33 protein-coding genes are annotated in these 24,441 nt (G+C 57.7%); 30 read left to right on the top strand and 3 right to left on the bottom strand.

All coding sequences use genetic code 11. The features are described 5' to 3' along the window. Positions 1-11: 11 nt before the first annotated feature. Entirely contained in the window at positions 12-1,034 is a 1,023-nt protein-coding gene (locus ACH518_RS01785) for an efflux RND transporter periplasmic adaptor subunit (RefSeq protein WP_445371647.1), read from the bottom strand. 174 nt (positions 1,035-1,208) lie between these two features. On the opposite strand from ACH518_RS01785, the gene gcvH reads away from it, so the two are divergent. The 12 genes from gcvH (at position 1,209) to ACH518_RS01725 (ending at position 11,270) form a co-directional block, all read left to right on the top strand. After that, complete coding sequence (gcvH, locus tag ACH518_RS01780) at positions 1,209-1,592, top strand: glycine cleavage system protein GcvH (protein WP_445371646.1); 384 nt, start codon at positions 1,209-1,211, stop codon at positions 1,590-1,592. A 9-nt stretch (positions 1,593-1,601) separates the two neighbouring features. Continuing rightward, complete coding sequence (locus tag ACH518_RS01775; RefSeq protein WP_445371645.1) at positions 1,602-1,961, top strand: diacylglycerol kinase; 360 nt, start codon at positions 1,602-1,604, stop codon at positions 1,959-1,961. Positions 1,962-2,061: 100 nt separating this feature from the next. Next, positions 2,062-2,994: a carbohydrate kinase family protein gene (locus ACH518_RS01770; protein ID WP_140914380.1), complete on the top strand. Its 933-nt coding sequence runs from the start codon at positions 2,062-2,064 to the stop codon at positions 2,992-2,994. Beyond that, positions 2,991-3,806, top strand: coding sequence for a nucleoside triphosphate pyrophosphohydrolase (gene mazG, locus ACH518_RS01765; RefSeq protein WP_445371644.1), 816 nt, complete (start codon positions 2,991-2,993; stop codon positions 3,804-3,806). Before ACH518_RS01770 ends, mazG begins: the two co-directional genes overlap by 4 nt. A 160-nt stretch (positions 3,807-3,966) precedes the next feature. After that, on the top strand, positions 3,967-4,392 hold the full coding sequence (locus ACH518_RS01760) for a hypothetical protein (RefSeq protein ID WP_445371643.1): 426 nt from the start codon (positions 3,967-3,969) through the stop codon (positions 4,390-4,392). A gap of 108 nt (positions 4,393-4,500) precedes the next feature. After that, positions 4,501-5,019 carry a 3'-5' exonuclease gene (locus ACH518_RS01755; protein ID WP_445371642.1) on the top strand — a complete coding sequence of 173 codons (519 nt, stop codon included), beginning with the start codon at positions 4,501-4,503 and terminating at the stop codon, positions 5,017-5,019. 46 nt (positions 5,020-5,065) lie between these two features. Next, a complete protein-coding gene (locus ACH518_RS01750; RefSeq protein ID WP_445371641.1) occupies positions 5,066-7,432 on the top strand; it encodes a phosphoketolase family protein in 2,367 nt (788 codons plus the stop codon). Between the two features lie 123 nt (positions 7,433-7,555). Beyond that, positions 7,556-7,891 carry a UPF0175 family protein gene (locus tag ACH518_RS01745; RefSeq protein WP_186289697.1) on the top strand — a complete coding sequence of 112 codons (336 nt, stop codon included), beginning with the start codon at positions 7,556-7,558 and terminating at the stop codon, positions 7,889-7,891. Next, positions 7,879-8,361, top strand: a complete 483-nt coding sequence (locus tag ACH518_RS01740; protein WP_140914386.1) for a DUF3368 domain-containing protein — start codon at positions 7,879-7,881, stop codon at positions 8,359-8,361. The genes ACH518_RS01745 and ACH518_RS01740 overlap by 13 nt, the downstream gene beginning before the upstream one ends. 104 nt (positions 8,362-8,465) lie before the next feature. After that, on the top strand, positions 8,466-10,058 hold the full coding sequence (locus tag ACH518_RS01735) for an AAA family ATPase (RefSeq protein ID WP_445371640.1): 1,593 nt from the start codon (positions 8,466-8,468) through the stop codon (positions 10,056-10,058). A 10-nt stretch (positions 10,059-10,068) separates the two neighbouring features. Next, positions 10,069-10,818: a general secretion pathway protein GspB gene (locus tag ACH518_RS01730; protein WP_445371639.1), complete on the top strand. Its 750-nt coding sequence runs from the start codon at positions 10,069-10,071 to the stop codon at positions 10,816-10,818. A 122-nt stretch (positions 10,819-10,940) separates the two neighbouring features. After that, positions 10,941-11,270, top strand: coding sequence for a hypothetical protein (locus tag ACH518_RS01725; protein ID WP_140911519.1), 330 nt, complete (start codon positions 10,941-10,943; stop codon positions 11,268-11,270). An 81-nt stretch (positions 11,271-11,351) separates the two neighbouring features. Here the strand turns inward: ACH518_RS01725 and ACH518_RS01720 are convergent, their stop codons facing one another. Further along, positions 11,352-11,756, bottom strand: a complete 405-nt coding sequence (locus ACH518_RS01720) for a hypothetical protein (RefSeq protein ID WP_445371638.1) — start codon at positions 11,754-11,756, stop codon at positions 11,352-11,354. Positions 11,757-12,063: 307 nt separating this feature from the next. On the opposite strand from ACH518_RS01720, the gene ACH518_RS01715 reads away from it, so the two are divergent. The 10 genes from ACH518_RS01715 to ACH518_RS01670 all read left to right on the top strand — a co-directional run bounded on the left by ACH518_RS01715 (position 12,064) and on the right by ACH518_RS01670 (position 19,490). After that, positions 12,064-13,149, top strand: coding sequence for a hydrogenase small subunit (locus ACH518_RS01715; protein ID WP_445371637.1), 1,086 nt, complete (start codon positions 12,064-12,066; stop codon positions 13,147-13,149). Between the two features lie 2 nt (positions 13,150-13,151). Continuing rightward, entirely contained in the window at positions 13,152-14,948 is a 1,797-nt protein-coding gene (locus ACH518_RS01710; protein WP_445371636.1) for a nickel-dependent hydrogenase large subunit, read from the top strand. A gap of 52 nt (positions 14,949-15,000) precedes the next feature. Continuing rightward, entirely contained in the window at positions 15,001-15,204 is a 204-nt protein-coding gene (locus ACH518_RS01705; RefSeq protein WP_140911516.1) for a hypothetical protein, read from the top strand. Next, positions 15,201-15,893, top strand: a complete 693-nt coding sequence (gene cybH, locus ACH518_RS01700; RefSeq protein ID WP_445371635.1) for a Ni/Fe-hydrogenase, b-type cytochrome subunit — start codon at positions 15,201-15,203, stop codon at positions 15,891-15,893. The genes ACH518_RS01705 and cybH overlap by 4 nt, the downstream gene beginning before the upstream one ends. Continuing rightward, a complete protein-coding gene (locus ACH518_RS01695) occupies positions 15,890-16,576 on the top strand; it encodes a HyaD/HybD family hydrogenase maturation endopeptidase (protein ID WP_445371634.1) in 687 nt (228 codons plus the stop codon). The genes cybH and ACH518_RS01695 overlap by 4 nt, the downstream gene beginning before the upstream one ends. Beyond that, positions 16,576-16,872 (top strand): HypC/HybG/HupF family hydrogenase formation chaperone, encoded by a 297-nt coding sequence (gene hypC / locus ACH518_RS01690; protein WP_445371633.1) that lies wholly within the window; start codon positions 16,576-16,578, stop codon positions 16,870-16,872. Before ACH518_RS01695 ends, hypC begins: the two co-directional genes overlap by 1 nt. Continuing rightward, the gene (locus ACH518_RS01685) at positions 16,869-17,291 is read left to right on the top strand and encodes a hydrogenase (RefSeq protein ID WP_445371632.1); all 423 of its coding nucleotides are present in this window, start codon (positions 16,869-16,871) and stop codon (positions 17,289-17,291) included. Before hypC ends, ACH518_RS01685 begins: the two co-directional genes overlap by 4 nt. Before the next feature lie 203 nt (positions 17,292-17,494). After that, entirely contained in the window at positions 17,495-17,755 is a 261-nt protein-coding gene (locus ACH518_RS01680; RefSeq protein WP_445371631.1) for a hypothetical protein, read from the top strand. Positions 17,756-18,336: 581 nt separating this feature from the next. Further along, positions 18,337-18,753 (top strand): hypothetical protein, encoded by a 417-nt coding sequence (locus ACH518_RS01675; RefSeq protein WP_445371630.1) that lies wholly within the window; start codon positions 18,337-18,339, stop codon positions 18,751-18,753. 26 nt (positions 18,754-18,779) lie between these two features. Then, positions 18,780-19,490 (top strand): DUF4019 domain-containing protein, encoded by a 711-nt coding sequence (locus tag ACH518_RS01670; RefSeq protein ID WP_445371629.1) that lies wholly within the window; start codon positions 18,780-18,782, stop codon positions 19,488-19,490. On the opposite strand, the gene ACH518_RS01665 is transcribed toward ACH518_RS01670, so the two are convergent. Then, positions 19,487-19,819, bottom strand: coding sequence for a hypothetical protein (locus tag ACH518_RS01665; RefSeq protein WP_445371628.1), 333 nt, complete (start codon positions 19,817-19,819; stop codon positions 19,487-19,489). The genes ACH518_RS01670 and ACH518_RS01665 overlap by 4 nt on opposite strands. 133 nt (positions 19,820-19,952) lie before the next feature. Between ACH518_RS01665 and ACH518_RS01660 the strand changes: the two genes are divergently transcribed. Genes ACH518_RS01660 through ACH518_RS01625 form a run of 8 tightly spaced genes read left to right on the top strand, consistent with a single transcriptional unit; the run spans position 19,953 to position 24,426 of the window. Then, positions 19,953-20,795, top strand: coding sequence for a hydrogenase expression/formation protein (locus ACH518_RS01660; RefSeq protein WP_445371627.1), 843 nt, complete (start codon positions 19,953-19,955; stop codon positions 20,793-20,795). After that, positions 20,792-21,013 (top strand): rubredoxin, encoded by a 222-nt coding sequence (locus ACH518_RS01655; RefSeq protein WP_445371626.1) that lies wholly within the window; start codon positions 20,792-20,794, stop codon positions 21,011-21,013. The genes ACH518_RS01660 and ACH518_RS01655 overlap by 4 nt, the downstream gene beginning before the upstream one ends. A 2-nt stretch (positions 21,014-21,015) precedes the next feature. After that, on the top strand, positions 21,016-21,477 hold the full coding sequence (gene hybE, locus ACH518_RS01650) for a [NiFe]-hydrogenase assembly chaperone HybE (protein ID WP_445371625.1): 462 nt from the start codon (positions 21,016-21,018) through the stop codon (positions 21,475-21,477). Then, positions 21,478-22,629, top strand: a complete 1,152-nt coding sequence (locus ACH518_RS01645; protein ID WP_140911506.1) for a nickel-dependent hydrogenase large subunit — start codon at positions 21,478-21,480, stop codon at positions 22,627-22,629. A gap of 40 nt (positions 22,630-22,669) precedes the next feature. After that, positions 22,670-23,011 (top strand): hydrogenase maturation nickel metallochaperone HypA, encoded by a 342-nt coding sequence (hypA, locus tag ACH518_RS01640; protein WP_140911505.1) that lies wholly within the window; start codon positions 22,670-22,672, stop codon positions 23,009-23,011. Beyond that, positions 23,011-23,886: a hydrogenase nickel incorporation protein HypB gene (gene hypB / locus ACH518_RS01635; RefSeq protein WP_445371624.1), complete on the top strand. Its 876-nt coding sequence runs from the start codon at positions 23,011-23,013 to the stop codon at positions 23,884-23,886. Before hypA ends, hypB begins: the two co-directional genes overlap by 1 nt. A 28-nt stretch (positions 23,887-23,914) precedes the next feature. Then, the gene (locus ACH518_RS01630) at positions 23,915-24,118 is read left to right on the top strand and encodes an addiction module protein (protein ID WP_445371623.1); all 204 of its coding nucleotides are present in this window, start codon (positions 23,915-23,917) and stop codon (positions 24,116-24,118) included. Continuing rightward, positions 24,115-24,426, top strand: coding sequence for a type II toxin-antitoxin system RelE/ParE family toxin (locus tag ACH518_RS01625; protein WP_445371622.1), 312 nt, complete (start codon positions 24,115-24,117; stop codon positions 24,424-24,426). Before ACH518_RS01630 ends, ACH518_RS01625 begins: the two co-directional genes overlap by 4 nt. Positions 24,427-24,441: the final 15 nt, after the last annotated feature.

Here is a 24,441-nt window from a genome sequence, read left to right as displayed (position 1 = left end):
GCGCTCGGCCGCTAATCGTTATCCTCTTCCGGAATCTGCGCTTTCAGCATTTGCGACAACAGCGTTTGCGCGCCGCTGGTGACGATTTCTTCGCCCGGATGTAAACCTTCGGCGACGAAATAATGTCCGCCGTTGACGGAATAGGCGGCCAGCGGCCGGCGGTTGAAATGGGTCGCATCGGTTTTGACGAACACCCAGGCTTGACCCGTGTGCCAAACCACTGCTGATTGCGGCAGGTCTACGCCGGGTTCGCCGGCCGGACCGCTGGGCAACCAGGCCGTGACATGGGTGCCCAACGGCCAGCGGCATTGGCCGCACTTGAAAAAATAGCGCTGGCCCAGCGTAACCGGATCGGCTAACGGCGCGGCCGAGACCAGCTCGGCGCTGAGCGCGGACTGGCGTTGTCCGGCCGGATCGACTTGAATCCGGGCCACGCCGGGTTCCAGACGGCTGCCGGCCGGCAGTGTGATTTGCAGTAGTTGCGCCCGGTGTTCGAGCAGTTCGGCGGCGGCTTTGTGCTGCGGGTGGGTGAACCACTCGGTCAATGTGTCGCCCCAGGTCAAACGACTGTTGGCGGCGATTAGTTGCTGCTGGTAACTATTGGCGGCCAGATTGGCTTGGTCGGCATCGCGTATCGCCTGCTGCTCTTGCAGACGGCGGGTGGAAACGATGTCCTGGCGGTGCAGGTCGCGGGTGCGGTTTAAATTGTGTTCGGCTTCGCTGAAGCGGGAACGGGCTCCGGCCTGCTGGGCGCTCGCCGCCAGAAATTGCTGGCGCACCGCCAATAACGGTTCCGGGTTCAACACGGTGCCGTAGGCGGTGGATTCGGGTTGTCGGCGTACCGCCTGCAACGGTTGGCTGCGAATACCGGCCAGGTTTTGGGCGGTCGCATCCAGGGTCAGCGTTTCCGCCTGTACCGAGACTGTCGCCGGGGCTGTGGCGGGAGCTACCGGCGCATCGTCGTCATCGCTCGCGGCGGCGGCCAATATGGAAAAACAGCCTAATAAGCCGGCCAGGGCATAAGCGCTAAGCATGAACTGGGTCGAAGGGTTGGGTGAACAAATCCGGCCGTCGGCGTTGGCTGCCGGCCGGGAGCGGAGTCGGCGCAGATTATAAAGTTCGCGGCGGCGGGGCCGACATTTTTTTGTTGTGTTAAAAAATTAGCCGGTTATGCTGTTTCGGATTGATTACGGCTAGAGGGACACCCCATGACAGAAGCACCAAAAAATTTGAAATACGCGCAAACCCACGAATGGGCCAAGTTGGAAGATGACAGCATTGTGCGTGTCGGTATTACCGATTTTGCCCAGTCCGAATTGGGCGATATCGTCTTCATCGGTTTGCCCGAGGTCGGTCGCGTCGTCAAAGCGCAAGAGCAATTGGCCGTGGTCGAGTCGGTCAAGACCGCATCCGATTTGTTCAGCCCGGTCAGCGGCAGTGTCGTCGCGGTCAACGAGGCGGTGCAGGACGCACCGGAACTGGTCAATGAAAATGCATACCAAACCTGGCTGTTTTGCATCCGGGCCGACGATCCTGCCGAACTGGACCAGTTGTTGGACGCGCAGGGTTACCAAGATTTTATAGAGGCATAAGAACCACCGATGGCTAACCAAAACGCAAAGGGTTTGCGGCGCTTGATCAACGCCTGTTTTTTTTCGATTGCCGGCTTCAAGGCCACTTGGCAGCATGAGGAGGCGTTTCGCCAGGAAGTGGCGTTGTTCGTCGTGACCACCCCGCTGGCCTTGTGGCTGGGGCAAACCGCGATAGAAAAGGTGTTGCTGATCGGTAGCGTGGTGTTGGTGCTGCTGGTGGAATTGTTGAATTCCGCGGTCGAAGCCGTCGTCGATCGGGTCGGTTTCGAACACCACGAATTGTCGGGCCGGGCCAAGGACATCGGTTCGGCGGCGGTGATGCTGTCTTTGATTTGGGCGGCGACGACCTGGGGCATGATACTGCTGTAGGCGACAGGCGGTTTGGGTTGTTTCGCCTGCTATCTTGTACCGGCTAGCAACATCCGTTACCTTAGGGCCGCTAAAGTTTAGTCAAACCCAAAGGAAAACAATGAGTGCATTGATCTGTGGCTCCATGGCCTACGACACCATCATGGTGTTTCACGACAAATTCAAAAACCACATCCTGCCGGAAAAAGTCCATATCCTGAACGTGTCGTTTCTGGTGCCGGCGATGCGGCGCGAATACGGCGGTTGCGCCGGCAATATCGCCTACAATCTGAAATTGTTGCAGGAAGAGCCCTGGATCATGGCGACCGTGGGCCACGATTTCGAGCCCTATGCGCAATGGCTCAGCCAATGCGGCATCAGCAGCCGCTACATCAAGGTGTTGGACGACCATTACACCGGTCAGGCCTATATCACTACCGACCAGGACGATAACCAGATCACCGCATTCCATCCGGGAGCGATGAATTTCTCGCATTTCAACAGCGTGCCGCTGGACGCGGAAATCACGATCGGCATCGTCTCGCCGGACGGCAAGCAAGGCATGCAGGAGCACGCCGCCCAGTTCGTCGAACAGGGCATCCCGTTCATTTTCGATCCCGGCCAAGGCATGCCGATGTTCGACGGCGCGGAACTGTTGCAGTTTTTGGAGCAGGCTAATTACGCCACCTTCAACGATTACGAATTCGAACTGCTGCAACAGCGTACCGGTCTGACGCCGGAACAAATCGCCGAAAAGGTCGACGCCTTGATCGTGACCTTGGGCAGCCAGGGCTCCAAAGTCTATACCCGCGGCGAAGTCATCGACATTCCGCCGGCCAATCCCAAACAAATTCTCGACCCGACCGGTTGCGGCGACGCTTACCGCGCCGGTTTGTTGTTCGGCCTGATCAACGATTACGACTGGGAGGTCACCGGCCGCATCGCCTCGCTGCTGGGCGCGATCAAGATCGAGCACAACGGTACCCAGAACCATACCTTCACGATGGCGGAATTCAAAAAACGCTATCAGGAAACCTTCGGTTCCACGTTTTGAGTTTAAGCAAGACGCAGGAATTGCTGGGCTTGATGTCCCGCTTGCGCGATCCGGAAACGGGTTGCGCCTGGGATCTGAAGCAGGATTTCCATAGCCTGATTCCGTATACCATCGAAGAAGCCTACGAAGTCGCCGACGCGATCGAGCGCAACGACTTCGAGGATTTACGCGGCGAGCTGGGCGATCTGTTGTTGCAGGTTGTGTTTCATTCGCAAATTGCGCAGGAGCGCGGCCTGTTCGATTTCGAACAAGTCGCCGCCGCGATCGGCGAAAAACTGGTTTCCCGCCATCCGCACGTCTTCGCCGGCGTCAAATTCGACAACGACGAGCAACGCCAGCAGGCCTGGGACGAGGCCAAAGCCGAGGAACGCAAGCGAAAGCAACCGCAACAACAAGCCGAAAGCGTGCTGGCCGGCGTTGCCCACAGTCTGCCGGCCTTGGTGCAATGCGAGAAAATCCAGAACAGGGCGGCCAGCCACGGCTTTGATTGGCCGGATACCGAGCCGGTGTTCGAAAAAGTGCGGGAGGAATTGCAGGAGGTGCACGAAGCCTGGCAGTCCGGCGATCAGACCCATATCCAGGAGGAAGTCGGCGACCTGTTGCTGGTGGCGGTCAATCTGGCCCGGCATTTGAAAGTCAATCCGGAGATTGCCTTGCGCGATGCCACCAAAAAATTTACCCGCCGTTTCAATTACATCGAAAAGGAAGTCGCAGCCTCCGGTCGGCAATTGCGCGACTGCCAGCTGGCCGAACTGGACGATTTATGGAACCAGGCCAAGCGCACCCTGAAAAAATCGCAAAGCCATGTTTGATTCGCGTCGATTCGAATTAATGAGCCTGGCCCGTAGACGCCCTGTGGCCGTCATTCCCGCGAAAGCGGGAATCCAGCGTGGAGGCTTGGCTCCAGCTTTCACGGGAACCAAGATATTTAAGGGGCCGGTTAAAAGTCGCTTTACGTTGCTTGCTTGTTACTTGAGTCTCCTGATCGGTTTGTCGGTCGTTAGCGGTTTGGCCCGCGCCGAATTGCTGGGCAGCATTTCCGACGACACCGCGCCGAACGCGCAGCCGGAACTTGCGCCAGCCGGCAAAAACGACGGCCGCCGCATCGTTTATCGGGTGATCTGCTCGCCGGAGGATCAGGACTTGCCGGACTGCGACCGCGCCGCAGTCGACGAGACCGGCAATGGGGATAGCGCAGCAAACCTGCCGATGCCCGACCTGCCGCCGGACCGCGACGATCTGGCCGAGGCTGCCAAGCCGACCAATACCGCGACGGCCGTGCCGCCGTCGCCAAGCGAGACCGGTGCGCATTCCAAAAAACGTGCGCATAGCAAATCGGCCAAAAAAGCGAAGGCAGCCTCGAAAAAAACGGCCGCCAAAACCCGGCCGCATCGATAGTGCCTTTTCCGCCTTTGGCGATTTGGGCGCCATTCCCGAAAATCCTTACGTTAACTGGGTCTTTGCGCTAGGCTTACTGAATCAGCCCGCACGCAAAAGGATACGCAGATGCAGCCCCTCAGACCGAATGTGCTCGATTTTGAAGCGTCCGGCTTCGGTGTCGACAGTTACCCGATCGAAGTTGGCGTCGTTTTGGGTTCCGGCCAAAAATACTGCGCTTTGATCCGGCCGGCCGGCAATTGGGTGTATTGGGACGACCAGGCCGAACAGGTGCACGGCCTGAGCCGGGACACGTTGCTGAACTACGGTAAACCGATACGACAAGTGGCCGCCGAACTCAATGAGTTTTTAGCCGGCAGAACCGTGTATTGCGACGGTTGGGTGGTCGACAAACCCTGGCTGTCCCGCCTGTTTTACCAGTCCGGCCTGCAACCGAGTTTTTACCTCAGCGCTCTGGAAATGATTCTCAGAGAAACCCAAATGGAAATCTGGAACCATACCAAGCACCAGGTAATCCAGGAATTTGCGTTGCATCGCCATCGGGCCAGCACTGACGCCTTAATCATTCAGGAAACTTATGCCCGCACCCGGCAACTAAGCGATGCCGGCGGCTATGCGCCGGCCTGACCGCGACAGCGATGTGCGGCGTTTTTAACCCAACGGTGAAGCAACGATGAATAAGAGCACTCCAGTTTCCGATAACGAATTGCAACAGATAAACGCCTATTGGCGCGCCTGCAATTACCTGGCCGCCGGTATGATTTACCTGCGCGACAATCCGTTGCTGCGCCAGCCCTTGCAGCCCGAACACATCAAGCGCCGCCTGCTCGGCCATTGGGGCTCCAGTCCGGGTCTGAGTTTTGCCTATGTGCATTTGAACCGGATCATCAAGCAATACGACCAGAGCGTATTGTTCATCGCCGGCCCCGGCCACGGCGCGCCCGGCGTATTGGCGCCGGCCTATCTGGAAGGCAGCTACAGCGAGATCTACCCGAATAAGGGCGAGGACGAAGAGGGCATGCGCCAGTTCTTCAAAGAGTTCTCGTTTCCGGGCGGCATTGGCAGCCATTGCACGCCGGAAACGCCGGGTTCGATCCACGAGGGCGGCGAGCTGGGTTACAGCATTTCCCACGCTTTCGGCGCAGCCTTCGACAACCCGGATTTGCTGGTCGCGGCCGTAGTCGGCGACGGCGAGGCCGAAACCGCGGCGCTGGCGACGTCCTGGCATTCCAACAAATTTCTGAATCCGGCCCGCGACGGCGCGGTGTTGCCGATCCTGCATTTGAACGGCTACAAGATCAACAACCCGACGCTGTTGTCGCGCATCTCCCATCAGGAGCTGGAGGATTTGTTCAAAGGCTACGGCTGGACGCCGTATTTCGTCGAAGGCGACGAGCCGCTGGCGATGCACCGGAAAATGGCCGAGACGCTGGACGCTTGTTTACTGGAAATCCGCGAGATACAGCAGGCGGCTCGCAACGGCGGTGAAGTGACGCGGCCGCGTTGGCCGATGATCGTGCTGCGTTCGCCGAAAGGCTGGACCGGGCCCAAGTTCGTCGACGACCATAAAGTCGAAGGTTTCTGGCGCGCTCACCAAGTGCCGATGGCCGCGGTGAGAGAAAATCCGGCGCATTTGCAACAACTGGAAGACTGGCTGCGTAGCTACAAACCGGAAGAATTGTTCGACGCCGACGGCCGTTTGCTGCCGGAACTGAAAGCCCTGGCCCCGCAAGGCCAGCGCCGGATGAGCGTGACACCCCACGCCAACGGCGGTGTAATGCGGCGGGCGCTGCGGATGCCGGATTTTCGCGATTACGCGGCGGCCTTGCCCGGCCCCGGCAAAATCAGCGCCGAAAACACCCGCCCGCTCGGCCAGTTCCTGCGCGACATCATGGCCGACAATATGGCCAACTTCCGCGTGTTTGGTCCGGACGAGAATAGCTCCAACAAGCTGGATGCGATTTACGCCGCCAGCAAGAAAACCTGGCTGGCCGACTTCCTGCCGGAAGATGCCGACGGTGGCGAGCTGTCTGTCGATGGCCGGGTCATGGAAATGCTGTCGGAACACACGCTGGAAGGCTGGCTGGAAGGCTATTTGCTGACCGGCCGCCACGGCTTTTTCTCGACCTACGAAGCCTTCGTCCACGTCATCGACTCGATGTTCAATCAGCACGCCAAGTGGCTGGCGATGATGCAGGCGGTCTCCTGGCGGGCGCCGGTGTCGTCGTTGAACCTGCTGATCACATCCACCGTTTGGCGCCAGGACCACAATGGTTTTACCCACCAGGACCCCGGTTTTTTGGACCTGGTGGTCAATAAAAGCCCGGCGGTCACCCGTATTTATTTACCGCCGGACGTCAACTGCCTGTTGGCCGTCGCCGACCATTGCCTGCGCAGCACCAACTACGTCAACGTCATCGTTTGCGACAAACAAAAGCACCTGCAATATCTGGACATCGACGCGGCGATCAAACACTGCACCAAAGGCATCGGCATTTGGGACTGGGCCAGCAACGATGCCGGCGCCGAGCCGGATTTGGTGATGGCCAGCGCCGGCGACATCCCGACCAAGGAGGCTCTGGCCGCGACCGTGATCCTGCGCGAACACTTTCCGGAGTTGAAAGTCCGCTTCGTCAACGTCGTCGATTTATACAAACTGACGCCGGCCAGCGAGCACCCGCACGGCTTGAGCGACAAGGATTTCGACAGCCTGTTCACGCTGGACAAACCGATTCTGTTCAACTTCCACGGCTACCCGTGGTTGATCCACCGCCTGGCCTACCGCCGCACCAACCATAAAAATCTGCATGTGCGCGGCTACAAGGAAAAAGGCAGCATCAACACGCCGCTGGAGTTGGCGATTCAAAACGAAATCGACCGTTTTAGTCTGGTGATCGATGCGATCGACCGCTTGCCCGGCTTGAAAGTCGCCGGCGCCCATGTCAAGGAAAAGATGCGCGACATGCAGATCGAGTGTCGGCATTACGCCTACGAGCATGGTGTGGATTTGCCGGAGGCCGACGACTGGCTTTGGCCCTAAGGTTTCAGGACCGTAGCGAAGCATCCGCGCGTAAGCACCGAGTCTGCTTGGGTATAACCCTAAACCGAATTGCGTTGGCCCGGAGTGTGGACTACACTCCGGGTTTTAATCGGGAGTAGCGCCGTGTACGCCACCAATGTCAGGAATTTGAAAAAAAATCCGTCGGAAGCTTTGCGCCATGCCGAGCAGGAACCGGTGTTGATTTTGAAAGGTAATCAGCCGAATGCGTTACTCTTTAATTTAAAAACGTCGCTGGGCGATATTAACGAACAGCTCAAACCCGCCTTGGCGGCCAGTTTGTTCAAGGACCGGGTGTTGTCGTTGGGCGCCGCCGCGCAAGTCAGCGGCTTGAGTTTGTCGGAGTTTATCGAGCATCTGACTCAGTTGGATATCGATTTGGTGGAGGCCGATCAGCAAACCGGCAAGGAAATGCAGACCCTGGATTCGTGGCTGTCGTAATCGCCGATGCCGGCCCGTTGATCGCGCTGGCCAAGATCGGCCAATTGCCGCTACTGCCGGCGTTGTTCCACCAAATCACCGTCACGCAAGCGGTGGCCGACGAATGCCTTTGCAATCTTACCCGGGATGGCCTGCTGATTCGGCAGGCATTGGCCACGGCTTGGGTGCAATGTGTCGCCAACCCGGAACCTAAACACAAATTATCCAAAAGCCTGGGACCGGGCGAACAGTCCAGTATCGAGTTGGCTTTACAGCGGTCGGGCAAATCACTGCTGATTTTGGATGACGGTCTGGCGCGCAAGCAGGCTTTACGCATGCATTTGGACATCGTTGGCACCGCGGCTGTATTGTTTGCGGGACAGCGTAAAGGCTTGCTCGATAACGCCGAGGCAGCGGTTACCCAGCTCAATCAAGCCGGTTACCGGATTTCCGCCAGCGTGGTTGCGGAATTAAAAAAGGGGCTGCCGTGATCGAGAGGGTTCGCTGGCCGTTTGCAGGACGTACCAGCTTTTAACTGCACTTCGCCCGGCTTTAAATCAGCATCTGCCAAGTTTTCTTTGGGATCGCCATTACCTTGTACCAACAATACTTCAACTTCAGCGAAGCGCCGTTTTCGATCTCGCCCGATCCGCATTTCATGTATATGAGCGAGCGGCATCAGGAGGGCCTGGCGCATCTGCTGTACGGCATCGACCGCGGCGGCGGCTTCGTGGCGTTGACCGGCGAGGTCGGTACCGGCAAGACCACGTTGTGCCACTGCTTGCTGCAACAATTGCCGGAAAATATCGATATCGCCTTGATCTTGAATCCCAAGTTGAACGCCATTGAACTGTTGGCGACGATTTGCGACGAGTTGGGCATAGCCCACGAGGCGATGACGGCGAAAAGCCTGATCGATGCGATCAACCGCTATCTGTTGGCGGCTTATGCCAATGGCCGCCGTACCGTGTTGTTGATCGACGAAGCCCAAAATCTGAGCCTGGAAGTGTTGGAGCAGATTCGGCTGCTGACCAATCTGGAAACCAGCAAGGCCAAATTGCTGCAAATTATTCTGGTCGGCCAGCCGGAACTGAACGCGATGCTGGCGCGCCGCGAGTTACGCCAGCTCAACCAGCGCATCACCGCGCGCTACCATCTGTTGCCGCTGTCGTTCGACGAAACCAAAGCTTATATTCAACACCGGTTGCGGGTTTGCCGTGGCAGCCACCGTCTGTTCAGCGCCGCCGCGTTTCGTCTGATCTACCGCTATTCGGCCGGCGTGCCGCGGCTGATCAATATCTTGTGCGATAGAGCCTTGCTCGGCGCCTATGCCACCAACACCGGGCGGATTACGCCGGCCATCGTCAACCGCTCGGCGCGGGAAACGCTGGGGTTGCAGCGTTGGCTGCCGCGATTTTCTGTGTCGATTGCGGCCAGCCTCGTTTTGCTGGCCGGTATGGCGGGGTTTTATGCCTGGCGTCACGGCTTGCCGGCGATACCGCCGGTAAAACCGTTAGCTATTCCAGCAGCGGCTGCGCCGCAACCGCTTGCCGCCCAACCGGGAAGTCCGGCATTTCGCGATTGGCTGGAGCACTCGGCACCGGCGTTCGAGGCCGCACTGGGCGAATTGTTGCGAGTTTGGGGCGTGTCTCTGCCGGCCGATGGGTTGACTGACTGCCATCAGCTGGTGGCCGTATCAGGGCTGCATTGCCTGGCCGGCAAAGGCAATTGGAAGGATGTCCTCGGTCTGGATCGGCCGGTCCTGCTGGAGTTTGTCGACAGCCAGGGCCGCAAGCGCTTCTTGCCGATTCAAGGCGTCGAGCAAGACCAGGCCTTGGTCCAGTCCGGCGCTACGATGCATTTTCCATTGGCCGATGTGCTGGCGGCTTGGGGCGGGAATTATCTGTTATTGTGGCGTTCACCGCGCCCTGGCGCCGCCGATATTGGCGTGGGGCAGAAGTCGGCCGAGGTATTGTGGTTGCGGGAGAAGTTGGGGCAAGTCATGGTTTTGCCGCGGGCCGAGACCGCGCCCGATTCTTTCGATGTGACGCTAAAACAGCAGGTGATCCAATTTCAGCGCCGACAGGGTTTGGCTGCCGACGGTGTCGCCGGCGCCAAAACTTTGATCGAACTCGATAATTTAACCGGCGCCGCCGATTCGCCACATTTGCAGGCCGGCCGGCACTAGGGTTTTAGACATGTCTTACATCCTGAACGCATTGCGCAAATCGGAACGGGAGCGGCAAGCCAGCCAACCGGATACGGTCGCCAGCCGAATCGTGCTGCAACAGTCGCCGGAGCGGCAAGCGGCGGCCAAAATCATCGCGGCATTATTGGCGGTCAACGCGGCAATTCTGGCCTATTTTCTCGGCATCGCACCGCGGATGGCCGCGCACGACACCCCGCCGCCTGCCACGTCGATTCAGTTGCCGCCGCAGCCGCTCGCGGAATCGAACCGGCCCGAACCGGCCGACCGGCTGCCGTTGCCGGCGAAGCCTACGCCCAAGGCCAAGCCGGAGCCGGCCCATGTTGCCGCTGCGGCTGCGGCCGCCGCCGTTAAACCGGTCGAGGCCAAAAAGCCGCCGCCCGATCCGGTCGTTGCCGCCAAGCCGTTGCCGGAGCCTGGCGTCCCCAGCCCTGCCGCCCAGGCCGCCCCGCCAATCCGCGAGACAGTTACCGAGCCGGTCCCAGCGGCGGCCCCGCTGCCGGCTAAACCCGCGTTGCAGGCGCTGGAAGACCTGCCGGCGGACGTACGCCAGTCCTTGCCCGCCTTGCCGATCAACGTCTACAGTTATTCGCCGGTCCCGGCCGAACGCTTCGTCATGATCGATATGGTCAAATACGTGCCGGGCCAGATGATCAAAGACCGGCTGGAGTTGAAACAGATCATGGAAGACGGCATCGTCGTCAACTACGGCGGCCACCTGTTTAAAATCAAGCGGCAGTGATTGCTAAGCGGCGGTGGCCTTGATAGCCTATGCCGGCCGAGCCGTGACGGAACGGGCCGGCGGATTCTAGCCAGGAGTGGCGCTTAGATAACTATAACAATACCGATACCAGAGCCCTCCGTATGAAACTGGAAACCCAATTTAGCAAAGCTCAACTGCAACGCATCAACATCCAATCCATCCTGTATTTGTGTTCCTGCCCGTCCCAGGTCGGCGTACAGATCGACAGTTTGCGTCACCTGTTCGATTACCAGGCGAATTGCGCCGACCGCAGCCGGAGCGAGGTGCAAACCAAGGTCCACGCCCGCATCGCCGAAGCCAGCGAGCAAGCGCACCGAATCATGGAGCAGTGCCTGAAAGACGTCTTGGAACTGGAAGGCTGGGACATGGAGACCCTGGAAATGCCGGCCGGCCTGCGGACCTTATTGGAGCAGGAAATCGACGGCGAATAGCTGTCGCGCTTCAAGGCTGAGGCGCCGCAATATTGGCAGCGCCGGTTGACGCTCCGCGCTTTATTGGCCGTATTTTTTCTCCTACTCTTGTGCCAGCGCTTCGGCTTCGGCGTCGGACATGTTTTCCAATTCCTGCAAGGTTTTACCGGTGATTTGCTTCACCGCCGCGGCGCCCTGGCCGCTGCTCAATAGCGCGCGGGTTTCCGCCGATAATCGTTCCGTTTCTTCCTGGTTTTGCCGGATTTGGACTTGGTAGAGCCGGTCGACTTCGGCGTCTGTCTTGCCCTGCGCCGCCACGCCCAACGCCTTGCGTTTGTCGTCCATCACCTCCGGCTCCGCCTTGGCGGCATCCGGCATTTTTTGCGCTTGCTGTTGTCTGGCTTGCTCGGCGGCTGCTTTGGCCTCCAATGCCGGGTCCCAGTCGGCCCATGCCGTCTGGCTGCCGCTCAAGGCGATGAAGGTCAGTATCAAAATCCGCGTCGTCATAAAACTCTCCTGTCCGGTTCGGCCGCTTTATCCGCCAGCGGGTCGCGGTCGGTATTGTTTGCTTTGCGGCAAATCGTTGTGGTTATTGTCGAGTTTGTAACATAGCCGACACGCATAAGGCGCGTCGGTGGCTTATTTTCTTACGATTCACAGGGTTTTGGCCGGGCCGATGCGTCGGCATGGATGTTGCTCTTTCTCTGCGGGCCGAGGCGGCGCTGCCGTCTCCATAATAATAAACTGAGTAACGGCATAAACACGCGCGACTGGGCCGCACATGACTCCGGGCTGCGCCGTGCCGGGAGTGTCCATGATCGAAACCTTTTACGATGTGATGCGCCGGCAGGGCATCACCCGCCGCAGCTTCTTGAAGTTTTGCAGCCTGACCGCCGCCTCGCTGGGTTTGAGCCCGGCCTTCGCGCCGAAAATCGCCCATGCGATGGAAACCAAGCCGCGGATTCCGGTGTTGTGGCTGCATGGTCTGGAGTGTACCTGCTGTTCCGAATCCTTCATCCGTTCCGGCCATCCGCTGGCTAAAGACGTGATTCTGTCGATGTTGTCCCTGGACTACGACGACACCATCATGGCATCCGCCGGCCATCAGGCCGAAGCCATCGTCGATGAGATCGTCGAAAAATACAAAGGCAATTACATTCTGGCCGTGGAAGGCAATCCGCCGCTGGCCGAGGACGGCATGTACTGCATCATCGGCGGCAAGCCTTTCGTCGAGCAACTCAAGTACGCCGCCGAAAGCTGTAAAGCCATCATTTCCTGGGGCTCCTGTGCCTCCTGGGGTTGCGTGCAGGCCGCCAAACCCAATCCGACCCGCGCCACGCCGGTACATAAAGTACCCGGTTTGGCCGACAAACCCATCATCAAAGTCCCCGGCTGTCCGCCGATCGCCGAAGTCATGACCGCGGTGGTGGCGTATTTGCTGACTTTCGACAAGTTGCCGACGCTGGACAAACAAGGCCGGCCGCAAATGTTCTACAGCCAGCGCATCCACGACAAATGCTATAGAAGGCCGCATTTCGACGCCGGCCAGTTCGTCGAACAATGGGACGACGAGGCGGCGCGGATGGGTCACTGTCTGTACAAAATGGGCTGCAAAGGACCGACCACTTACAACGCCTGCTCCACCGTGAAATGGAACGAAGGCACGTCGTTTCCGATCCAGTCCGGCCACGGCTGTATCGGCTGTTCCGAGGACGGGTTCTGGGATAAGGGCAGTTTCTACGACCGCCTGACCGGCATCAACCAGTTCGGCATCGAAGCCAATGCCGACGTGGTCGGCGGTACAGCCGCCGGCATCGTCACCGCCGGCGTCGCCGCTCATGCCGGTCTGACTGCCTTGAACCGCGCCAAACAAGCCGATAAACAACCCGGAGCCGAATAATCATGACCGTCACTGCTACCCCCAACGGTTTTCATCTGAACGACGCCGGCCGCCGCGTGGTGGTCGATCCGGTGACCCGGATCGAAGGCCACATGCGTTGCGAAGTCAATATCGACGAGGAAAACATCATTCGCAACGCAGTGTCCAGCGGCACCATGTGGCGCGGCCTGGAAGTGATTTTGAAAGGCCGCGACCCGCGCGACGCCTGGGCCTTCGTCCAGCGCATCTGCGGCGTTTGCACCGGTACCCACGCCTTGACCTCGGTGCGCGCGGTCGAGGATGCGTTGAAAATCAAAATCCCGGAAAACGCCAACTCGATCCGCAACATCATGCAATTGAGTTTGCAGGCCCACGATCACTTGGTGCATTTCTATCATCTGCACGCGCTGGATTGGGTCAACCCGGTCAACGCGCTGAAAGCCGATCCGGTCGCGGTCTCGGCGTTGCAGCAACAGATTTCGCCGAGCAATCCCAAATCCTCGCCCGGCTATTTCCGCGACACCCAAAACCGCCTGAAAAAATTCGTCGAGTCCGGCCAGCTCGGCCCGTTTAAAAACGGTTACTGGAGCAATCCGGCCTATCTGTTGCCGCCGGAAGCCGATCTGCTGGCGGTGACCCACTATCTGGAAGCGCTGGATTTTCAAAAAGACATCATGAAAATCCGCACCATCTTCGGTGGCAAGGACCCGCATCCGAACTGGCTGGTCGGCGGCGTGCCGTGCGCGATCAATATCGACGGCGTCGGTGCGGTCGGCGCGGTCAATATGGAGCGCTTGAACCTGATTTCGTCGATCATCGACCGCACCATCACTTTTATCGACCAAGTTTACATCCCGGACTTGCTGGCCATCGCCCAGTTCTACAAGAGCTGGCTCTACGGCGGCGGCTTGGCCGGGGCCAGCATGCTGTCCTACGGCGACATTCCGGATAAGGCCAACGACTATTCAGCGGCCAATCTGTTGATGCCGCGCGGCGCGATCATCAACGGCGACCTGAGCAAGGTCTACGAAGTCGATCTGACCGATCCCAAGCAGATTCAGGAATTCGTGCCGCACTCCTGGTACAAGTACGCCGACGAAGCGGTTGGCCTGCATCCGTGGGACGGCGTCACCGAACCGAACTACAAAATCGGCGCTAAAACCAAAGGCGATCGCACCCACATCCAGGAGCTGGACGAATCGGCCAAATATTCCTGGATTAAGGCACCGCGCTGGAACGGCCATGCGATGGAAGTCGGTCCGCTGGCCCGCTATGTAATCGGTTACGCTCAAGGCAATAAGGAGATCAGCGAGCAAATCAATTTTGTCTTGAAAACCCTGGACGTGCCGGTCAGCGCGCTGTTCTCGACGCTGGGCCGCACCGCCGCCCGCGGTTTGGAAGCGCAATGGGCCGCAGGCAAGATGCGTTACTTCATGGACAAGCTGATCGCCAACGTCAAGGCCGGCGATCTGGCTACCGCCAACGTCGAGCGCTGGGACCCGGATACCTGGCCGAGTAGCGTCAAGGGAGTGGGTTTCACCGAAGCCCCGCGCGGCGCGTTGGGCCATTGGCTGAAAATCGAGAATACCAAGATTGCCAACTACCAGTGCGTGGTACCGACCACCTGGAACGGCTCGCCGCGCGACGAGCAAGGCAACATCGGCGCGTTCGAGGCTTCGTTGATGAATACCAAAGTCGAGCGTCCGGAAGAACCGGTCGAGATTTTGCGCACCTTGCACAGTTTCGATCCGTGTCTGGCCTGTTCGACCCACGTCATGAGTCCGGACGGCCAGGAACTGACGCGCGTCAAAGTACGCTAGACCCACTATTTCCCGGCGGCTCCGTATCCCGCCGCCCAGCACGGAGAATACGATGAACAAATTTTTGTTAGCGATGGTTTTGAGCTCGGTGGTAAGCGCGGCCCAAGCCCATAACCGGCCCGATCTGGACAGTGTTTCCCATCGGCTCGAACACTTGGCGATGGACAGCGCCAGCCAGCCCTATTTGTATGCGCTGGGTTTGACGGTTATTGCCGGACTGGCCCTGTTCGCCCGTCGCGGAGGACGGCCGCAATGAGCGCACCGGCTGCCGCGGTCTACGTCTACGAACTGCCGGTCAGACTCTGGCATGGGATTAATGCGTTGGCTATCGTGGTCCTGGCGCTGACCGGTTACCTGATCGCCGAGCCGTTGGCGTCGCCCGCCGGCGAAGCATCGGAACACTTCTTGATGGGCTACATCCGTTTCGCCCATTTCGCCGCCGGTTATATCCTGGCGGTCGGCTTTGTCGGCCGGATTTATTGGGCCTACGCCGGCAACGAACATGCCCGGCAAATCTTCATGCCGCCGGTCTGGAAAGCCCATTTCTGGGACGGGGTCTGGCACGAGCTGTGCTGGTACGCTTTCATAGCCAAAGCCCCGCGGCACTATATCGGCCATAACCCGCTGGCGATTCTGGCCATGCATCTGTTCGTCTGGGGTTTGCTGTTCTTGATCGTCACCGGCCTGGCCCTGTACGGCGAAGGCGCCGGCCAACAGAGCTGGCAATTTACCTGGTTCAGCAGTTGGGTGTTGGCGGCGTTCGGCGACAGTCAAACCGTGCATACCTGGCACCATTTGGCGATGTGGTTCATCGTCTGCTTCGTGCTGATTCACGTCTACGTCGCCGTGCGCGAAGAAAAACTGTCCGGACAAAGCATGCTGTCGACGATAGCGACCGGCTGGCGCACGTTTAAAAACAACGACCCGATTGACGACGCAGAATGAGCGGTGCGGAACGAAAACGTATTCTGCTGCTCGGCATCGGCAACCTGCTCTGGGCCGACGAAGGCTTTGGCGTGCGCGTTATCGAGCATCTGCAAAAACACTACCGATTCCCGGATCAGGTGCAGGTTGTCGACGGCGGTACTCAGGGCGTCTATCTGATCGAACACGTGCAAAACGCCGAGGTGCTGGTGGTGTTCGATGCGGTCGATTACGGTTTGGCGCCGGGTACGTTAAAACGGGTCGAGAACGAAGACGTGCCTAACTTTCTTGGCGCCAAAAAAATGAGCCTGCACCAGACCGGTTTTCAAGAGGTGCTGGCGATGGCGCAAATGCTCGGCGCTTATCCGGAAAGTCTGTTGCTGATCGGCGTCCAGCCGGAAGAGCTCGAGGACTACGGTGGCAGTTTGACGTCCAAGGTCAAAGCGCAAATCCAGCCGGCCATCGAACTGGCGTTGGCTTATCTGGCCGATTGCGGCGTGACGGCCGAACCGCTGGCAACCGAAGTCGAGCTGGCCGATCCGATCCTGAATATCGGCCGTTACGAAACCGAACGCCCCGACGCCGACAGCGCTTGCCGGCTGGGAGACGAGCGCGTGGTCCGTTCGGCCGCGTTCGAGGTCCGACCGCCGCAACCGCTGACCGACGCGCTGCCTATCGATGTCGACTACCGGGGGAAATACTGATGTGTATCGGCATACCGATGCGGGTGGTCGAGGCCGGGGCCGAGTCGGCCTTGTGCGAATACCGCGGCCAGCTCAGCCGTATCGACACCATGCTGGTCGGTGAGCAAACGCCCGGCGCCTGGTTGCTGGTGTTTCTGGACACCGCCCGGGAAGTGATCAGCGCCGACAAAGCCCGGCAAATCGGCGACGCTCTGGAAGCGATGCGACTGGCGATGCAGGGCCACACCAACTTCGACCACCTGTTCGCCGACCTGGTCGAGCGCGAACCCGAATTGCCGGAGTTTTTACGCACATGAGCACACCGTTGCTGGAGCAATTGCAAACCCGCCACGGCCTGCCGCTGCTGGATGCCGACAGTTACGATCTATTCGTACACGGTCATGAAACGGTGGTGCTGTTTTTTGCCAATGATCCAGTGATGTTTCCGGAAAGCCACGATGTAGCGGTGATTTTGCCGGAGTTGTTAAAAGCCTTTGCCGGGCGCTTACACGGCGCACTGATCGACAAGTCCATCGAACGCGAATTGCAAGCCCGATTTAGATTTACCAGTTGGCCGTCCCTGGTGTTTTTGCGCGGCGGTGAGTATTTGGGTGTGATTACCGGGATCAAGGATTGGGCGGAATACGGGCAGGAATTTGCCAGGATTTTGGCTGCCGAGCCGGGGCAGCCGCCGGGGTTTGATTTGGGGAAAGTCTGCGGCGTTGGACACGCTTAATGTTGTTTTTGACGATGCTTGCTGTCGGTGTTCGAAGGCTTTAAATAGCTTAGCGGTCTAATCCCCTCTCCTTGCGGGAGAGGGCTAGGGTGAGGGGAATCTCATCGGCTCTTTAACAATTTGGTGTTGCTATCGCGATGGGGGAATGTTGGACGTATACTGTCGGAAAGGTGGGGGTTTTAATCGAGTGGAGTATTACCTATATGCATATCAAACATTCGGAAGCCGAGTTCGAACGGCTTTGGGGCGAAGAGTCGGCAAGGCGCGCAGCGGAATATGTTGCAGGCACAGTACAGGGTGTTTGCGGCAAGACCGTTGCTGAAAAAGCTCGGAAAATAGCTGATGTAAATCGCAAACATCATCCGAGCATAAAAACCGAATATCTAAGCGCTGAATTTATTGCGGCTTATAACCAGGCTTTGGAGCAAGACAGTTTGCCGTTAGATCAATGGCGGGCATTCTAGCTATCCCATAGATAGTGTGTGTCGCTATCGCGACGGGTGTTTTAAAGTCGGGTTTCGGCCAGACAGCCGAAATACTTTCTTTTGCGTGGCCAAAAGAAAGTATTCAAAGAAAAGGCCACCCGGCATTCCGCCTTAATCCTGCGCTTCTCGCTTTTGCCGAGGGTTTTCGGAAGGGCCATCCCTGGCCCTCCGAAAACGAGCGGCATCCCTGCCGCTCCCCTGCGGGCTAATCTCGCCAAAAGCTGCGATGCTCGGGGCGGAATAACGGGATTGCCCCGTCGCTAGATGAGTTATTGTTGGAGGATTTTGAAAGCTAGAATCGCAATTGTGTTGTAGGATTCTGCCGACGAAGGGCGGCGCATCGTTTGCGACCGATGCGCTTCAGTCCGTTCAGCAGATCCTACAGAACTGCGCATTGCTCAACTTCCAAGGGCGCTAGTCGAAATATTGTTTTTCATTGGGGCTGCTTCTTTCCTCAATGCCAGTGATGTAGCGTGTGGGAACGACAGAAAAATGTTTTTTAACATTTTTTATATGTGGTAAAAGGTTGGCGCTGAACACTACTAACTAAGGAGTACAAAATGAATTACTTTTTTAATAAAATGTTAGTTCTTCTCTTTGTTTTTTCAAGTGAGTCTTATGCAGAATGGGGTGTGCCCGAAATACCTAATCGGCAATTAGGCGACATAGCTGCTGTGTTTGTTCTACCAAATGGTCAGCCTGTAATTTACTATAACCCCGATTTATGCAACCTCGCCGGCCCTTTTTTATGCGGATTTTACAGGGCTCATGAATATTGTCATATAAGATTGGGGCATACAATTAGACAAATTTGGCCTCAACAAAAGGAACTCGAGGCCGATTGTTGCGCTGCAAAAACAGCTTCTCAGCAAGAAGTAACCGCCGCTTATCAATATTTTATTCAAGGCGGAGGAGCAACACCTCAACATGGGTTTGGACAGCAACGAGCAGCTAGACTTGTTGCTTGCAGAAATTGAGTAATAATTTAATCAAGCTAGAAATAATGATTGAAGAAAATTCAAAAAACTGGCAAACAATTGCTGCATTTGCATTTGGTGTAATATTCGTTAGTGCGATACTTACAATTGCATTTTTTCGTCCAAACCCTACGGCATTTGAATATACAATTTTTCGAATTGTTATTGCCCTTGCAGCGGCTGGAGTTGGAGCCGTATTGCCTGGATTTTTGAATGTATCATTCAAAAACTTACTACGGGCTGGCGGGGCGCTTGCACTGTTCATTATAGTTTATTTTTTTTCTCCTGTATTGCCAGCACAAGTAGAAGTTTCAATCGAGGAACCCACTGGAGATGCAAAAGTAATATCAGACTTTTGGTTGAAAGTTGTTGATGATATGCATTATCCAGAGGCTTACGAATCGATGGCTGCTGACTTCAAGAAAACATATCCTTATAAACAGTTTGAAGAGGTTCTCGTTAAGGAAAGAAGATATTTGGATAAAGTTTTAAATAGGCAATTCATCAGTAGCACCCCTTATAAGAATCCACCAGGAGCAATTAGTGGTTTTTATAGGCAATATGTTTATAAAACCACATTCTCTGGTGACAAGGAGCCAATATACGAAGTGATTTGGGTTTTTGGAGAATCTACTTCATGGAAAGTCTCTGGATTCAATACGCTTGTAAAATCATCTTCTGGTCAATTTTTTCCTTTCGAGGTGCCTGAAGCAGCCGCCAAAAATAAGGCAAATTAGCCCGTCCGATTTAATTTTTTAACTTTAAGAAGCTGTCTGGCAAAATAAATTTTAATAGTTGGAAGATGTATGCGGTGCATACTCCACATCTTTCTGACTTTCCTTTGAATTTGGAATGTTTTTAACCCTGTTATTCCGCTCCGAGCATCGCAGCTTTTGCCGAGGGTTTTCGGAGGGACTGGGATGCCTTTCCGAAAACCCTCGGCAAAAGCGAGAAGCGCAGGATTAGCGCGGAATGCCGGGTGGCCTTTCTTTTGGTGACTTTTCTTTGGCAAAGAAAAGTTACTCGGCTGTCGGGCCGACAAATCGGCAGGATAGCTGATTTGCATGCGGAGCCACCCGCAGGGCGAAAAACAGGGATGTTTTTCGTGAAACCGACATGCAAAATCATCCTCGCGATAGCGACACCAATAAAACAAACCCCCATAAATTCAACAGACAACTCGAAACGACGGCCAAAATATGACCTCAATCCCCCTCCCAATTTTCGGCCAAGGCTCCCAACCCGCCGAGGCAGACGGCGCTGAGCTGGATTATTTGACGATGCCGGAAGAAATGGCGACCTATCGGATGCCGCAGCTTTCGGCCAATTTGACTAGCCCGGTGCTGGCCGCCGCCAAGGCGGTAGCGGACCAATTGCTGCACGACCTGCAACATTTCCCGCAGACCGGCGGGCCTATCGATCTGATCGGACTGGATGACGCCAACCGCCGCTTTATCGACGAGTTGCTCGGCGAGGGCGAAGTCAGCGCACTGGGCGGCGGTGGTTGGCGGATACAGGAATCCGTGTTGGCCGGCGTCTGGCGGGTGCAGCGTCTGGACGGACAAAACCGCTTGATCGCCGATGCTCTGGAGGTCGGCGTGATGCCGCGGGCATTAACCGACAACGCTTTCGCCGGTGCCGCCAACCGCATCGATACCGCGATCCGCGATTTGCCGGACGGCGTGATGAATGCGCTGCCACTGTTGGCCGAGTTGAACGCCAAGATTGCCGAATACCGGCCCGGCTCCGAGCCGCAGGTGATCAACTTGAGCTTGTTGCCGCAAACCGAGCAGGACCTGGCGCTGCTGGAGCAACGCCTGGGCAGAGGCCAGACCACGATTCTGTCGCGCGGTTACGGCAACTGCCGGATCGGCGCCACCGCAACCTGCAAGGTCTGGTGGGTGCAGTATTTCAATTCGCAGGACAGTTTGATTTTGAATACGCTGGAAGTCAGCGACATTCCCAGCGTGGCCTGCGCGTCGGCGGAAGACATTGCCGACAGTGCACAACGCTTGCAGGAAATATTGGCGGTCTACGCATGAGCGAGGGCTTTTTCGCCGGCGCTTACGGCGGCGACGCGTCGCGCTTGCCGGCCGACGCCAAATTGGAATGCAAGATTTGCTGGCATGTGTACGACCCCGCCGAAGGCGACGCCGAGACGCAGATTGTGCCTGGTACTGCCTTTGCCGCCTTGCCGGATTATTGGTGTTGCCCGGAATGCGGCGCACCGAAGCAAGGTTTTCTATTGCTTGAGGACTGAGCGTGCACTGGCGCACTGGTAGCGAAATCCAACAGGGATTGGAACTGGCGTTCAATGCGATCCTGGCGGATCGGATGCAGGATGTACCGCTGCTGAATTCGGCGTTGTCGGTGCAGGCGCTGCCGTTTCGTGGTGCCGGCGACGACTGGCTTGGGGTCTTGGTGACGCCGTGGTCGATGAATTTAATGGTGTTTCCGGGGCCGAACAGCGCTTGGCGGCAATTGCCGCTGGGAGCCAAGTTTTCGCGCGAGCTGCCCTACGGCAGTTTCGAATTTACGCTGGCAGCGGAACCGGCTTTGGGGCGCTACGGCCAATGTTCGCTGTTTTCGCCGATGTTACAGTTTGCCGATCAAGCCGCGGCGATTGCCGCGGCGGAAGCGGCCCTGAATGGCGTGTTGGCCGCGCCTGCGCCGCGTAGCGTCAGCCGCCGCGATTTTTTGCGCGGCAATTTGCGAGGCACTTGATTGACGCTGGCCGGCGAGTTGCGTATCGAACTAGGCGCCGGCCGGTCGCCGCGCATTGTTTCGACTCGGCCGGACGCGGCAAAAGTGTTGTTGGGAAAAACCGCCGAGCAAGTGCTGGCGACCGTGCCGCTGGTTTTTACCCTCTGCGGCAATGCCCAGAGCTTGGCGGCCTCTTTGGCTTGCCGGGCGGCGCTGGGCCTTGGCGCCGAAACCAAGGCGGACTCCGATCTGCGAATGGTGGTGGTACTGGAGAGTCTGCGCGAGCATTGTTGGCGCATCTTGCTGGACTGGCCGGCTTTGGTCGGCCGACCGCCGGATAAAGCCGCGTTGGCGGCGCTGATGGCGTTGGACCGACAATATAAGTCTGCTTTGCTTGACGACGCTGAAGCGGTGAATGCCGCAAGCGGGTTGCCGGGCAATCGGTTCGCTGTCGACCGCATTCGCGCCGAACTGCTCACTTTGCTGGACCAAGCGGTTTTCGGCGAGAATCTGACCGGCTGGCGCCAGCTTGCCAGCGAAGCGGATTTGCTGGCTTGGCTGGTCGGGCAAGATTGCATCGCCGCTGCCGCAATCGGCGCGTTGTACCGCTGGGACTGGCTTGCGCTGGGGAGCACCGAGCCGGCCTGGCTACCGGAGCTGGCAAGCGGCGATTGGTTCGAGTATTTGGCGGCGCGCGATTTGGATCGGTTCGGCCGGGAGCCGGATTGGCAGGGTGTCTGTTGCGAATCGACGCCGTTAAGCCGGCAACGCCGTCATCCGCTACTGGCCGAATTGCTGGCCCGCTACGGTAACGGCTTGTTGGCACGCTTCGTTGCGGTGTTAACGGAAGTGGCGAAATTGGTGGATTATGTTGCCGCGGGCGAGCCGCCGCCGCAGATGGCCAGTGCCTTCGGCGCGAACGCAGGCGGGCTGGCCCGAGTCGAAGCCGCGCGCGGTTTATTGATGCATCGGGTCGAATTTACGGCCGGCAGAGTGGTCGATTATCGGGTGATCGCCCCGACCGAATGGAATTGCCGGCCCGGCGCGGTGTTGGCGCAGGGTTTGCGCGCACTGACGGCGCTGGACCCGGAGAATTTACGCCGGCAGGCGGCATGGTGGCTACAGGCGATCGATCCCTGCGTGCCGTATCGTTTGGCATTGGACGAAACTTAACGGCCTGAAACGGCTCCGAAACAGGACGGATGGAAACCCTATGCATGAAATGTCGTTGTGCGAAGGCGTTTTGCACATCATCGAACGCGAAGCCCAAACCCAGGGCTTCGGCCGGGTGAAAACGGTCTGGCTGGAAATCGGCGCCTTGGCCGGCGTCGAGCCGGAGGCAATGCGGTTTTGCTTCGATGCGGTGATGCGCGGTTCGTTGGCGGACGGCGCCCGGTTGGAGATCATTGCCTTGCCCGGCGTGGCCTGGTGTTTGCCGTGCGGGGAAAATGTCGGCGTCAGCCAGTTGTACGATGTGTGCCCGCGCTGCGGCAGCCATCAACTGCAAATCGTCGGCGGCGACCAAATGCGAATCAAAGAACTGGAGGTAGAGTAATGTGCGGCGTCTGCGGCTGCGGCGAGGGCCTGAACCACTCGCATGAACACGATCATCAACATGGCGACGGGCACGAACATCACCATGGGCATGTCCACAGCCATAGCCAGCACCACCATCACCACGAACACAGCCATGGCCCGGAACACGCACATGCGCCCGGCCTGACGCCGGCGCGGATGGTGCAGATCGAACAGGATATTTTGTCCGCCAATAACCGTTATGCCGGCGACAACCGGCGCTATTTTGGCGAGCGCGGCATCCTGGCCTTAAACCTGGTGTCCAGTCCGGGCTCCGGCAAAACCACGCTGCTGGTGGAAACCGTCAAGCGCTTGCAGGGCGAATTGGCGATCGCCGTGATCGAAGGCGACCAGCAAACCGCCCGCGATGCCGACCGCATCCGCGCCACCGGCGTGCCGGCCGTGCAGATCAATACCGGCAAGGGCTGCCATCTGGACGCGCACCGGGTCGGCCACGCCCTGGAAAGCCTGAACCTGCCGGAAAGAAGCCTGCTGTTCATCGAAAACGTCGGCAACCTGGTCTGCCCGTCGGCCTTTGACTTGGGCGAGGCGCACAAGGTGGTGATCCTGTCGGTCACCGAAGGCGAGGACAAGCCGATCAAATACCCGGACATGTTCCATGCCGCCGATTTGATGATTCTGAACAAAACCGACCTGCTGCCGCATCTGGATTTCGACGTCGAGCAATGCCTCCGCTACGCCAAGCAGGTCAATCCCAAAATCCGGGTGCTGCAACTGTCGGCCAAAACCGGCGAGGGCATGGACCATTGGCTGCAATGGCTGCGGGCGGAGTTGGCGTTGCAGGGGATGGCTATGCCTGACGCCTGCATTTCAAACTCGAAAGATAGGGTATAGTGGCTTTGAGCAGAGTAGGAGTATCGCCATGACCATAGCCGAAATCAAATCGCTCCCCGTCAGCGAACGCATGTTGTTGATGGAGGAAATCTGGGACAGTCTTTGCCGAGAGCCGGAGCCGATCGCCTCGCCGCAATGGCACCAAGAGGTGCTCAACGGCAGAATGGAGCGCCTCGCCTCTCATCAAGCCAAATTGCTGACGCTGCAGGAGTTGAAAGACCGCAATCAATGATCGCTAAAGAATTGCTGTTTTTAGAAGAAGTGGCCGCCGATTTACAAACGGGCAAACGGTTTTACGACGCCAGCCAACCTGGAGTCGGTGGATACTTTTTCGACAGCTTGATTGCCGATATTGAATCCCTGCACTTATACGCCGGCATACATGAAAAGCAATTCGGTTTATTCCGCATGCTGGCCAAACGCTTTCCTTATGCGATTTATTACGACGTTACCGATTCGGCGATTATCGTCTTTGCGGTGCTCGATTTACGGCGTAATCCGATCCGGATCGCAAGCCGGTTAAATAGTCCAACGTCTTGACGTTTTTATCACGAG

Source organism: Methylomonas sp. HW2-6, from assembly GCF_052474525.1.
The sequence above is the reverse complement of the archived record's forward strand: the minus strand, read 5'-3'. Positions and strand labels throughout refer to the sequence as shown.